Source organism: Pseudomonas salicis, from assembly GCF_057128705.1.
Window position 1 is genome coordinate 552,782 of the sequence record NZ_JBSKHU010000004.1, and the last position, 13,361, is coordinate 566,142.

At 62.8% G+C, this 13,361-nt stretch carries 8 protein-coding genes; 1 reads left to right on the plus strand and 7 read right to left on the minus strand.

The features are described 5' to 3' along the window. Positions 1-36: 36 nt before the first annotated feature. The 7 genes from ACWKWE_RS17265 to mnmC form a co-directional block, all read right to left on the minus strand. Complete coding sequence (locus ACWKWE_RS17265; protein ID WP_483851193.1) at positions 37-1,224, minus strand: osmoprotectant NAGGN system M42 family peptidase; 1,188 nt, start codon at positions 1,222-1,224, stop codon at positions 37-39. A 97-nt stretch (positions 1,225-1,321) separates the two neighbouring features. Further along, positions 1,322-3,070: an N-acetylglutaminylglutamine synthetase gene (gene ngg, locus ACWKWE_RS17270; protein WP_166593350.1), complete on the minus strand. Its 1,749-nt coding sequence runs from the start codon at positions 3,068-3,070 to the stop codon at positions 1,322-1,324. Between the two features lie 3 nt (positions 3,071-3,073). Then, positions 3,074-4,846, minus strand: a complete 1,773-nt coding sequence (locus tag ACWKWE_RS17275) for an N-acetylglutaminylglutamine amidotransferase (RefSeq protein ID WP_483851194.1) — start codon at positions 4,844-4,846, stop codon at positions 3,074-3,076. 356 nt (positions 4,847-5,202) lie between these two features. Further along, on the minus strand, positions 5,203-6,291 hold the full coding sequence (locus ACWKWE_RS17280; RefSeq protein WP_483851195.1) for a lipocalin-like domain-containing protein: 1,089 nt from the start codon (positions 6,289-6,291) through the stop codon (positions 5,203-5,205). Next, the gene (locus ACWKWE_RS17285) at positions 6,281-8,761 is read right to left on the minus strand and encodes an ABC transporter permease (protein WP_483851196.1); all 2,481 of its coding nucleotides are present in this window, start codon (positions 8,759-8,761) and stop codon (positions 6,281-6,283) included. The genes ACWKWE_RS17280 and ACWKWE_RS17285 overlap by 11 nt, the downstream gene beginning before the upstream one ends. Further along, on the minus strand, positions 8,761-9,429 hold the full coding sequence (locus tag ACWKWE_RS17290; RefSeq protein WP_483851197.1) for an ABC transporter ATP-binding protein: 669 nt from the start codon (positions 9,427-9,429) through the stop codon (positions 8,761-8,763). Before ACWKWE_RS17290 ends, ACWKWE_RS17285 begins: the two co-directional genes overlap by 1 nt. 276 nt (positions 9,430-9,705) lie before the next feature. Further along, positions 9,706-11,682, minus strand: a complete 1,977-nt coding sequence (gene mnmC, locus ACWKWE_RS17295; protein ID WP_483851198.1) for a bifunctional tRNA (5-methylaminomethyl-2-thiouridine)(34)-methyltransferase MnmC2/FAD-dependent 5-carboxymethylaminomethyl-2-thiouridine(34) oxidoreductase MnmC1 — start codon at positions 11,680-11,682, stop codon at positions 9,706-9,708. Between the two features lie 167 nt (positions 11,683-11,849). Between mnmC and pap the strand changes: the two genes are divergently transcribed. Continuing rightward, on the plus strand, positions 11,850-13,352 hold the full coding sequence (gene pap / locus ACWKWE_RS17300; protein WP_483851199.1) for a polyphosphate:AMP phosphotransferase: 1,503 nt from the start codon (positions 11,850-11,852) through the stop codon (positions 13,350-13,352). The last annotated feature ends 9 nt before the right edge of the window (positions 13,353-13,361 follow it).

The following is a 13,361-nucleotide window of genomic DNA, read 5'->3' on the forward strand; positions in this document are numbered from 1 at the left end:
TCTCACAGGCAAGGGCTGCGGTTATTCGAACCGTGTCTACCGCTGCCCCACCAATGTATCCACCGCAGGCACGCGCGTGTCCGATTCCATCTGCGCGTCGTGCTCCAGCTGGTGGCTGAAGTTTTCCAGGGACGCATTGGCCGGCTTCGCATCGCTCGCAAATACCGGCGGGCTGAGGATGTAAGCCGTCAGCAGTTTGCTCAGCGTATTGAGGCTGTCAATGTGCGTACGCTCATACCCATGCGTCGCGTCGCAACCAAAGGCCAGGAGCGCGGTGCGGGTGTCGTAACCTGCCGTTATCGCCGAGTGCGCGTCGCTGTAGTAATAGCGGAACAGGTCGCGGCGCACCGACAGCTCTTTTTCCTGGCCCAGCCGCAGCAAATGCCGGGACAGGTGATAGTCATACGGCCCGCCAGAATCCTGCATGGCCACGCTGACCGCGTGTTCGCTGGAGTGCTGGCCCGGCGCGACCGGCGCGATGTCGATCCCCACGAATTCACTGACGTCCCACGGCAGACTGCCCGCCGCGCCGCTGCCGGTTTCTTCGGTGATGGTGAACAGCGGGTGGCAATCGATAGGTGGCTCGGCGCCGCTGTCGACGATGGCCTTGAGGGCCGCGAGCAGTGCCGCGACACCCGCCTTGTCGTCAAGGTGACGGGCGCTGATATGGCCACTTTCGGTGAACTCGGGCAACGGATCGAAAGCGACGAAATCACCCACGTTAATGCCCAGCGACTCGCAATCAGCGCGGGTCGCGCAGTAGGCGTCCAGACGCAGTTCGATGTGATCCCAACTGATCGGCATGGTGTCGACGGCGGTATTGAACGCGTGCCCTGAAGCCATCAACGGCAAGACGCTGCCGCGAATCACGCCGGTGTCGGTGAACACGCTGACGCGGCTACCCTCGGCAAATCGGCTTGACCAGCAACCGACGGCCGCCAGGCCCAGACGACCATTGTCTTTCACCTCGCGCACGCTGGCGCCGATGGTGTCCAGGTGCGCGGAAACGGCGCGGTCGGGACTGCTCTGTTTGCCTTTTAACGTCGCACGGATGGTGCCGCGACGGGTGAGTTCGAAGGGAATGCCCAACTCTTCAAGACGCTCGGCGACGTAGCGCACGATGGTGTCTGTGAAGCCTGTGGGGCTTGGAATCGCGAGCATTTCCAGCAGGACTTTCTGCAGGTAATTCAGATCCGGTTCATGGATTTTCTTTGCAGTGGTCATGGTAGCTCCAGTCGGAGCAGCGGCAAGCGACAAGCTACGAGCTGCAAGTGGTCGCGCCAACTTCTTGCAGCTTGCAGCTTACAACTCATAGCTGCTTTTAGCCGTGAACAGGCAGGCTATGGGGAAACAACAGATCGACGAAGCGTTCGGCGGTCGGCTGTGGCTCATGGTTGGCCAGGCCGCAGCGTTCGTTGGCTTCGATGAACACGTAGTCCGGTTGATCGGCGGCCGGGACCATCAGGTCCAGGCCCACCACCGGGATGTCGAGGGCGCGGGCGGCGCGGATGGCGGCGTCTTTCAACACCGGGTGCAGGATGGCGGTGACGTCTTCCAGACAGCCGCCCGTGTGCAGGTTGGCCGTGCGGCGAACCGCGAGGCGCTGATCGGCAGGCAGCACGCTGTCGAAGGTGAAACCGGCGTCTTCGACGGTACGCCGGGTCTCGTCGTCCATCGGAATCTTGCTTTCGCCCCCGGTCGCTGCAGCACGACGACGGCTCTGGGCTTCGATCAGTTGACCGATGGTGTGACGCCCGTCGCCCATGATTTCTGCAGGACGACGAATGGCGGCGGCCACCACGTCAAACCCGATGACGACAATGCGCAGGTCGAACCCTTCGTGGAAGCTTTCCAGCAACACGCGGGAGTCGAATTGACGCGCACGTTCGACCGCCGCCTGCACGTCTTCGATGGTGCGCAAATCGACCGCAACGCCTTGGCCCTGCTCGCCATCCACCGGCTTGACCACGATCCGTGCGTGCTCGTCGAGAAACCCCAGGTTGTCGTCCGCATTGCCCGCCAGTTGTTGCACCGGCAGTTCGAGGCCCGCCGCTTTCAGTACCTTATTGGTCAGGCGCTTGTCCTGGCACAGGGTCATGCTGACGGCGGTAGTCAGATCACTCAACGACTCACGGCAACGGATGCGACGGCCACCGTGAATCAGCGTGAACAGCCCGGCTTCGGCGTCGTCCACTTGTACCTCAATGCCGCGACGATGGGCTTCTTCGACGATGATCCGCGCATACGGATTGAAGTCCGCCTGCGGGCCGGGGCCGAGGAACAGCTTTTCGTTGATGCCGTTCTTGCGCTTGATGGCGAAGGTCGGCAGGTTGCGGAAGCCGAGCTTGCCGTAAAGGTTTTTCGCCTGCTGATTGTCGTGCAGCACCGACAGGTCCAGGTAGGCCAGACCGCGACTCTGGAAATGCTCGATCAGATGACGCACCAGCACTTCGCCGACGCCGGGCCGGGTGCATTGCGGATCGACGGCCAGGCACCACAGGCTGCTGCCGTTTTCCGGATCGTTGAAAGCCTTTTGATGATTCAGGCCCATGACGCTGCCGATCACCGCATTAGTGGTCTCGTCCTCGGCGATCCAGTACACCGGACCACCCTGATGACGCGGGGTCAGCAGGGTCGGGTCGATCGGCAGCATGCCGCGCGCGATGTACAGGTTGTTGATCGCGTCCCAGTCGGCCTGGTTCTGCGCACGACGAATCCGGAAGCCACGAAATACCCGCTGTGAAGGGCGGTAATCGCTGAACCACAGGCGCAGCGTGTCCGACGGGTCGAGGAACAATTGCTGTGGCGATTGCGCCAGCACTTGCTGTGGCGCCGCGATGTACAACGCGATGTCGCGCTCGCCGGGTTTTTCGTTAAGCAGTTCGTTCGCCAGCGCCGCAGGATCAGGGTAGGTGTGGCCGATCAGCAGACGGCCCCAGCCGCAATGCAAGGCCAGGGGCTCGTCATTGAGGGAACTGCCGTCTTCGGCGAAGCGCGCCTGCAAACGTTCGTAGGACGGCGCCTGACCGCGCAACAGGCGCTGGTTGTAGATCGAAGCGTTGGCTTTCATGGGTCAAAGTCCTTGTTCGCTGAGCCACAGGTTCAGGGCCGCGAGCTGCCACAGCTTCGAGCCGCGCAGCGGGGTCAACTGACCGTCGGGGTTGGTCAGCAACGTATCGAGCATCGTCGGGTTGAACAGGCCACGGTCCTGACTCGGGTCGAGTAACAGGTCGCGCACCCAGTTCAGCGTGTCGCCCTCCAGATGCTTGAGGCCCGGCACCGGGAAATAGCCTTTCTTACGGTCGATGACCTCGGAAGGGATCACCAGACGCGCCGCTTCTTTCAGAACTTGCTTGCCACCGTCCGGCAGCTTGAAGCGCGCAGGAACACGGGCTGACAGCTCAACGAGGCGGTAGTCGAGGAACGGCGTGCGTGCTTCCAGACCCCAGGCCATGGTCATGTTGTCCACGCGTTTGACCGGGTCATCTACCAGCATCACGGTGCTGTCCAGACGCAGGGCTTTATCGACACCCGCATCGGCGCCCGGCATGGCGAAGTGTTCGCGCACGAAATCACCGGCAGCGTCGTTCTGGGTCAGCCATTGCGGGGCAACCGTGGCTGCGTACTCGTCGTAGCTGCGGTCGAAGAACGCTTCGCGATAGGCCGCATACGGGTCGCTGGCGCCATCGACTTGCGGGTACCAGTGATACCCGGCGAACAGTTCGTCCGCGCCCTGGCCGCTCTGCACCACTTTGCAGTGCTTGGCGACTTCGCGGGACAGCAGGTAAAAAGCGATGCAGTCGTGGCTGACCATCGGCTCGCTCATGGCGCGGAACGCGGCAGGCAACTGCTCGATGATCTCGCTTTCCTTGATGCGCAACTGATGGTGGTTCGTGCCGTAGTGCTTGGCGATCAAGTCCGAATACTGGAACTCGTCGCCACGCTCGCCGCCCGCATCCTGAAAGCCGATGGAGAACGTCGAAAGGTCTTTTACACCGACTTCGCGCAACAGGCCCACGAGCATGCTGGAATCGACGCCGCCCGAGAGCAGCACGCCGACATCCACAGCAGCACGTTGGCGGATGGCCACGGCTTCGCGGGTGCTGTCGAGCACGCGGTCGCGCCAGTCTTCGAGGGTCAGGTTCGCTTCATCGGTATGAGGGCCGTACGGCAGCGTCCACCAGACTTTCTGTTCGACCTTGCCGTCGGCGCTCACACGCATCCAGGTGGCCGGCGGAATTTTCTCGACGCCAGCGAGCAGGGTGCGCGGGGCAGGGACCACGGCGTGGAAATTCAGGTAATGGTTCAGCGCGATCGGGTCGAGCATCGGGCTGATGTCGCCGCCTTTGAGCAGGGCAGGCAGGGCCGAGGCGAAACGCAGGCGTTTGTCGGTGCGCGACAGGTACAGCGGCTTCACGCCGAGACGGTCTCGGGCGATGAACAGGCTCTTGTTGTCGCGCTCCCAGATGGCGAAGGCGAACATGCCGTTCAGCTTGGGCAGCATGTCGGCGCCCCAGGCGTGATAGCCCTTGAGCAGCACTTCGGTGTCGCCACCGGAATGGAATTGATAGCCGAGGCTTTCCAGCTCGGCGCGCAATTCCGGAAAGTTATAAATCGCACCGTTGAAGGCCAGTGACAGGCCCAGATGGCTGTCGATCATCGGCTGCGCCGAACCGTCAGACAGGTCCATGATTTTCAGGCGACGATGGCCCAGGGCAATCGGCCCTTGGCTATGAAAACCCCAGGCATCCGGGCCGCGAGGGGCCAGATGATGGGTGATGCGTTCTACCGCGGCGAGATCCGCAGGTTGATTGTCGAAACGTAGTTCACCAGCTAATCCGCACATAAGTCCTTACCGGTTTTCCGTTGGGGAATGTGGCCGGGGAAGTCCGGCTACCCAAAGACTGACCGGTGCGGATTGCGAGAGTTTTAGAACGATCGGTTATAAGGCCTGCGGTGAGACCGCTGGATTCTCACCAGCTGCTTGTGATTCTGCCGAAGGCGTGGGAGTAAGCTTGCTCCGGGCTGCGATCAGACGATCGGGCGCGAAGCGGCAGTGAAATCAGACACCTCGGGTGTGTCAGATTGATCGTGCGAGCGGGTTTTGCTGTCGCTTCGCAACAGATCGTAGGCAAGCCAACTCCCACAGAATCACAAGCCAACTCCCACGGCCTTCGGGCAGAAGCGGGGTTGTGCATGACGCTAATACCCCGTCATCTCCAGATACCCCACGCCTTTCTGGCTCCCGCTCACCCGCACCGGGCCTTCCCAATAGGGAATCTGCAGGTCCATCCACGCTTGTGAATTGAGCGCTTCGACGGTCACGTCCACGCCCTTGCCGGGGATTTTCACCGACCAACGGGTGGGCATGTCGCGGCCTTGCACGTCGGTGGTGTCTTCCGGTTCCAGCTCGATGTCTTTCGCCGCCAACTGCTCTGTGCTGCCATCGGCGTTGATCCAGGTGCCCGTCAGGTAAGGGTCGTTGTGCCGTTGTCGCATGCGATACAGCATCACGTCCGAGCCATCTTTCAGGTGCAGGGAGAACCAGTCCCAGCCGGTCTGGTTTTGCGTCAGCGGCTGGCTGCTCCATTCGCGGTCCAGCCAGGCGGGGCCGGAGACCTGATACGTCTGGCCGTCAATCTCGACGCTGCCTTCGGCCTGAAAAAACGGCTGGCTGTAGTAATACGAAGCCTGCCCCTGTTCGGATTTCTGGCTGAAACCCTGGTGGCCTTGCAGCACCAGCGGCTTGCTCGACGTCAGGTGCAGGCGATAGCTGAAATGCGGCCCACGGGCTTCCAGTTGCATGTCGGCCAGTGGGTCTTCGACGCTGGCATGGCTGGTCAACCCCCAATCGTCGATCCATGCCGACAACGGCGCCAGTGTTACGCCCGCCTGACCCACACCCCCTCGGGCGTAACGCTCGGCGGCGTAGTGCTCGTCCTCCGAGGTCACGGCGGCGTGGCCCATCCACAGGTTGCGGTTGTTCCAGCCGTGGTTGTCCTGCGGCCCGGTTTTCGAGCGGGGCAGGGCGTTGCGAAACAGCGTCCATTGCACGCCGAATGACTGGCCGTCGGCGTCCTTGAGGTTGGCGGTGACGTACCACCATTCAATGCGGAAGTCGTTGTGCGCGCCGTGGTCCAGCGGAAACACGAAATGCTTGTCCGGCGTGACTTGGGCATAACTCGCCGCATCGTCCGCCAGTCCTGCGAAGCCTTTTTCTTCCTCGGTTTTTTCGTCACAGCCCGCCATCAACAGCACGACCGTCAGCAGGGCCATCGCCTTAATTTTCATTGGCGAACGTCCTCAGCAAATCAGCAGGGCGGGTGCGGTACAGGCGATACAACGGCCACGCCGAGGCCAGCAAAGTCGCGAGCATCGCCAGCAGCATTAGGCGCAGCAGCTGCATCGGGAACACTTGCAACGGCAGCCGCCAGCCGAACGCCTGCACGTTGATCACCGCGTCCAGGCACCACGCCAGCAACAGCCCCAGCGGGATCGCCAGCACCAGTGTCAGCACTGCCAGCAGCCAGGTTTGCGCCAGGTTCAGCAACATCAATTGCTTGCGCGTCACGCCCAAGGCCCACAGCGGCGCGAGTTGCCCGAGGCGGCTCTGGCTCTGGGTCAGCAGGCTGATGAACAGCGCCACCCCCGCGACCATCAGGGTCAGGCTATTGAGCGCGGCGGTCGCGGAAAAGGTGCGTTCGAACACCTGCCGCGACCACGCCTTGAGCTGGATCTGATCGACGATGCGGTTGTCATCGATGGTGAATTTGTTGTGCAACACCCGCAGCAATTGCGGGATGGCGCGGGTGTCGATGCGCAGGTTGAAACGGTTGGGCGTCAGGTCCGGCCAGTGTTCGAGGAGGTGGTTGGCGTTGACCAGCATGTGGCCTTTGGGATTGCCGTAATCGGCGTAGATGCCGACGACCTTCAGCGGCCAGTCTCCGTCCGGCGCGGGGAGCTTCACTTCATCGCCGACGCTGACCTTGAGCCGCCGCGCCAACTGTTCGCTGAGCATCAGCGTGTTGTCCTTGGCCAATTGACCCCAAGGGTCCTCCCCGGAAGACTCCAGCAGCGGCCAGTGCTGACGGTAATGCGGGTTGTCGATCACGCCGTACAGCTCGGCCGGCCAGCCGCGCAGTTGCAGCGACACCTGCCAGTTGGGCAGCACGGCGCGGGTCAGGGGTTGTTCGCTCAGCCATTTTTGCAACGGCGCAGCCTGAGCCGGGTTTTGCGGGTTGATGTACAGCTCGGCGCTGAGGCGCTGCTCCAGCCAGTGGGTGAAGGTCTGGCGGAAACCCGACGTCATGCTGCCCGCGCCGATGTTCGCCGCCATCGCCAACAGCAGCGCCATCAGCGCCAGGCTCAAGGCCGGCAATTGCTGACGACAATCGGCGAGAAACCACTGGCCCAGCACCGAGCGGCTTTTGCCGAGCAACACATTGAGCAGGGCGTTGAGCAGCACCGGCAGACCCAGCGCGGCACTGAGCAGCAGGCTTGCCATCAACACGAAACCCACCGCCAGGCTGTTGCCGAACAGCGCGGCGAGCAGCGCAATCACGGCCGAAATGCCCGCGATCCAGCCTTGGCGCTTCAACCAGCCCGCGTGGGTGTCATGCCAGGCTTGCGCGTTGGCCAAGGCCAGCAACGGCAGGCGCGCCGCCCGCAACAGGCTGCTGGCCCCGGCGAGAAAGGCGCCCAGCAGCGAGACACCCAAACCACTGAGCCACCACCAGAGGCTCAGATTCAGGTGCCCGGCCAGCTCCGCGCCGTACAGCCCGCGCAAGCTTGCGGCGACGTCGGGCAGCAGCAGGCTCGCCAGCCAATACCCGCTGATGACCCCGGCAATCCCGCCCAGCAACGCCAGCGCACCTAGTTCGATCACCAGACTGGCGATAAGCCCCCGGGCACTGACCCCGCAGGCTCGCAGGTTGCGCAGCAGCCCCCGACGTTGCTCCAGCGCCAGGCCAATCGCCGCGTGGACAATGAAAAGGCCCACCACGAACGACAGAAAACCCAGCGCGTCGAGGTTCAAGTGAAAGCTTTCGGTGAGACGCCCAAGGTCGTTGTCTTCGCCGCTTTTGCGGATCACCAGCTCGCCTTTCATGTCGTCCGGCAGGGGCGGCGGGTCTTCGGCGAAGTCGCTCGGCAGGATCATCCGCGAGATCTGATCGGGCTGGTTCAGCAGTTGTTGGACGAAGCCGATGTCCATCAGCAGCAGACCGGGGGCCATGTCTGGTTGAGCGTGAATCGGCGGCAGCGCTTGACCGGATTCGCTCAGCGGGCGGTCACCTTCATGCAGCCCCAGCGCCTGCATCGTCTGCGGGGAAATCCAGGTGCTGCCGGGCGGCGTGAAAAATTCGACGATTTGCGCGGTGTCCAGCGTCTGTCCGGCCAGCGCCGTGTTGACCGGCAGCGTCACCGGCTCAATGCCCAGCAGGACCAAGCGCTGATCGGGAACGTCTTTCAGGGTGATGCGACCGCGCAACGCAGGCGACACCGGCCAACCCGCACGGCGCAGGCTGACGAACAGCTCTTGGGAATAATTTGCGCCGTTGGGCGCGACCAGCACTTTTTGCGGCTCGCCACCGATCAACTGACTGGCCTTGGCGTAACTCTCTCGCGCCTGACTGTTCAGGGCCTGCACGCCCGTGAGCAGACTGGTCGCCAGCCACAGCCCGGTCAGCACGCTGAAAAACTGCACGGGGTGGCGCCGCCAATGGCTGAGCAGCGCCTTGAGCGTCCAGAAAAACACCGCCATCAGCGTTCGCCTTCAGCGGCCAGCAGGCCCAGGTGCAACACCACCTGACGGTTCAGTCGCGCTGCGACCCTCGGGCTATGGGTGACCATCAACAGGCTGGTGGGGCTGTCGACCAGCAGGTCCAGCAGCAATTGCAGGACTTCGTCGCTGGTGCTTTCGTCGAGGCTGCCGGTGGGTTCGTCTGCCAGCAACAGGCCGGGACGCGAGGCGAGGGCACGACCGATGGCGACCCGCTGCTGTTGGCCGCCGGACAGTTGTTCGGGATAGCGTTTGAGCAATTCGCCGAGGCCCAATCGCTCGACCAACTCGGCCTGCCACGCCGCGTCATGACGCCCCGCCAGCCGCGCCTGAAACGCGAGGTTGTCCTCGACCTTGAGGCTGCCGATCAGGTTGAACTGCTGGAACACCAGACCGATTTCAGTACGCCGCCAGTTGGCGAGTTGCGCTTCGTTCATCTGATCCAGACGCTTGCCCGCGATCTCGATGCTGCCCTGATCCGCCTGATCCAGACCGGCGACCAAGTGCAGGAGCGTGCTCTTGCCGCTGCCGGACTCGCCCATCAATGCCAGACTTTCGCCCTGGCCCAACCGCAAATCCACCCCGCGCAGTACTGCCAACGGGCCTTGGGCCGTGGCATAGCTCTTGAACACGCCTTGGACTTGCAGCATTGACAGGCACCTGATGGAAGGATGGGAGGAGCATACCGGGATTTGCGTAGTGTTCGCGATCTGCTTCTGGCCGCAGACCGTAGGAGCGCACTTGCCCGCGAAAGCGTTGTGCCAGGCACCATCCCTGTCACTGACCCGCCGCTTCGCTGCCGTCGTAACCTCCGGCGTCTCCCACAGGGATATTGAGTCGACGCGGTCTCTGTGGGAGCTGCTGGAGGTTACGACAGTGGCGAATGCGGTGGGTCAGGTACGAAGGGATCGCCTGGAACACTCACTTCATTTCCCACGAATCAACTGCCTCACCAAAAACCGATTCGGATGACACGCCTCGGCCACGCTGCGTGGCAAGGGAAGGGGTTCGTTGTCCAGCCACGCCGCGATCAATTCCCCGGACAACGGCGCGGTGATCAGACCTCGCGAGCCGTGGCCGCTGTTGACGTACAGCCCGTCCAGCCACGGGCATTCGGTTTCGGGGATTTGTCGGGCGTCTTTGCGCAGTACCGCGTAGGCCTCGAAAAACGCCTCGCGATCCGCCAGCGGCCCGACGATGGGCAGGTAATCGGGGCTGGTGCAGCGGAAAGCGGCGCGGCCTTGCAGCTGGTCGACAGGCAATTGCTCGGCCTGCAGACGCTCGGTCAGGTCGGCGGAGATTTCCCGCAGCAGCGCAAGATTGCCCAAGTGTTCAGCGGTGGTGGGGGTGAGATCGTCGCTGTTGAAGTCGAAGCTGGCGCCGAGGGTGTGTTCGCCCAGGCGACTTGGCGCGACGTAGCCTTCGGCGCAGACCACTGTTTTCAGCGACTGGCTGGCGGCGGTTTCCGGCAATCGGGTGATCTGCCCGCGAATGCGCTTGAGCGGCAGGTCGGCGCTGGCCGGGAAGCGTTTGACCTCCGCAGCTCCGGCCAGCACCACGACAGGGGCCGAATCCAGCAGGTGCTGGCCCTCCCACGCTTGCCACACATCACCGTCACGGCGCAGCTCGACCACGTCGTTGTGCGTCATCAATTGAATGTTCGATGCGCTGGCCTGATGCCGACACAGCGCGGGCGGGTGCACCCAGCCGCCTTCCGGGTAAAACAGCCCACCGCTGGGAAGCGCCACGCCCGCTGCGGCTTCGGCGTCAGACTGACTCAGCACGTGCAGCAAATCGGGTGAGAATGCCCCGGCCAGTTGCCCCTGTCGCTCGCCTTCCTTCGCGTCGAACGCCAGTTGCAGCACGCCACAATCGCCCCAGTCGACGCCTCGCTCAAGCCGTTCCAGCAGGCGCCGGGTGTGGCCGAAGCCGCTGAGGATCAGCTGCGACAATGCAGTGCCGTGGGCCGAGAGCTTCAGGTACAGCACGCCCTGCGGATTGCCCGACGCTTCTTGCGCCAGGTCGTCATGACGTTCCAGCAGGCTGACCTGCCAACCCCGAGCCGCAAGGCTCGACGCCGTGGCACAGCCCGCCAGTCCTGCGCCGATCACCAGTGCCTTGCGTTCTGTGTTCTTGAAAGAGGGGCGAGCAAACCAGGGTTTCGCCGCCGCAGGAGCGGCAGCAGCTTCAGGCCAGCCTACGAACACCCCTCGCAGCACCTCCCATTTATGCCCAATGCCCGGCACCCGTTTCATCTTGAAACCCGCCGCGTTCAAGGCGCGACGGACCCAGCCCGTGCTGGTGAACGTGCCAATGGTCGAGTTCGGCGCGGCCAGACGTGCCAGTTCGGCAAACAGTTCAGGGGTCCACATTTCCGGATTTCTCGCGGGCGCGAAACCGTCGAGAAACCACGCATCGATCGGCCCGTCCAGTTGCGGCAGCATCTCCAGCGCATCGCCGATCAACAGGGTCAGGGTCACGCGTCCGCCGTCGAACACCAGCCGTTGAAAGCCTTCGTGAATCGCGATGTACTGCGCGAGCAGTGGGTCGGCAAAGGGTTTCAGCTCGGGCCACAGGTTCAGGGCGCGCACGAGGTCGGCGCGGCTGAGCGGAAATTTTTCGACGCTGACGAAGTGCAGCCGCGCACCGGGGGCCGCGCAGGCATCGAACAGTTGCCAGGCGCAGAGAAAATTCAGCCCCGTGCCAAACCCGGTCTCGCCAATCACCAGGCGCCCGTTCGCAGGCAGCGCGGTGAAGCGTTCCTGCAACGCGTTCTGGGTCAGGAACACATGACGCGTCTCGGCCAAACCTGATTCGTTGGAAAAGTAGACGTCGGCAAAGGCCCGGGAAATCGGGTTGCCGTTTTCATCCCAGTCGAGCTGGGCGTGCTGGAGGGTGGTCATGGTTGGGCTACTAAAGGGCGCGTGGGCAGGTGCAAGGTCGGCATCTTAACCCACTGCGCCCTCGATCTTGCTGCATGACGATTGATCCATAACAGGCTTTTGCTGTCACAGTCCTCATCGCAGACATTGATCCGCTAGTCTTGAGCGACAAGGAACAGGAGCCCTACATGTTCGAATCCGCTGAAATCGGCCACATCATTGACGACGAGACCTACGACGCACAGGTCCCGGCCCTTCGCGAAGCCCTGCTGGAAGCCCAATACGAACTCCACGAACAGGCCAAGCGCCCGATCATCGTGTTGATCAACGGCATCGAAGGCGCGGGCAAGGGCGAGACGGTCAAGCTGCTCAACGACTGGATGGACCCGCGCTACATCGAAGTGCGCACCTTCGATCAACAGACCGACGAAGAGCTGGCCCACCCGCCGGTCTGGCGTTACTGGCGCCAACTGCCCCCGAAAGGCCGCATCGGCATCTTCTTCGGCAACTGGTACAGCCAGATGATTCAGGGCCGGGTGCACAAGCAGTTCAAGGACCCGGTGCTCGATCAGGCGATCAACGGCGCCGAACGTCTGGAGAAGATGCTCGTCGACGAGGGCGCAGTGATCTTCAAGTTCTGGTTTCACCTGTCCAAGAAGCAGATGAAGCTGCGCCTCAAGACCCTCAAGGACGACCCGCTGCACAGCTGGCGCATCAGCCCGCTGGACTGGCAGCAATCCCAGACGTACGACAAATTCGTGCGCTTCGGCGAGCGGGTGTTGCGCCGCACCAGTCGCGACTACGCGCCGTGGCACGTCATTGAAGGCGTGGACGCCAACTACCGCAGCCTGACCGTCGGCCGCCTGCTGCTGGAAGGGTTGCAGAACGCCCTGAAGACGCCGGAAGGCAGCGCCAACATGGTCAACATCGGGCCGTTGCCGAGTAACACCGATGAATTGAGCCTGCTCGACAATCTGGACATGACCCTGTCGCTGGAAAAGGATGATTACGACGAACAGTTGATCGCTGAGCAGGCGCGGCTGTCCGGCCTGATGCGCGACAAACGCATGCGCCGTCACGCGCTGGTCGCGGTGTTCGAAGGCAACGACGCGGCGGGCAAGGGCGGGGCGATCAAACGCGTGGCCGGGGCGCTCGACCCTCGGCAATACCACATCGTGCCGATTGCCGCGCCGACACAGGACGAATTGGCCCAACCGTACCTGTGGCGTTTCTGGCGACAGATACCGGCGCGGGGAAAATTCACCGTGTTCGACCGTTCTTGGTATGGCCGGGTGCTGGTGGAACGGGTCGAGGGTTTCTGCTCACAGGATGACTGGCTGAGGGCCTACAGCGAGATCAACGACTTCGAAGAACAGCTCACTGACGCGGGCATCGTCGTCGTTAAATTCTGGTTGGCCATCGACGACCAGACTCAGTTGGAGCGCTTCAAGGCCCGGGAAAAGATCCCCTTCAAACGCCACAAGATCACCGAAGACGACTGGCGCAACCGCAGCAAATGGCCGCAATACCGTGAGGCCGTGGGCGACATGGTCGACCGCACCAGCACCGAAATCGCCCCGTGGACGCTGGTCGAAGCCAACGACAAACGCTGGGCGCGGGTGAAAGTGCTGCGCACGATCAACGATGCGCTGGAGGCGGCGTTTGAGAAGGGGGATAAGAAGCGCAAGTAGCCTCACCCG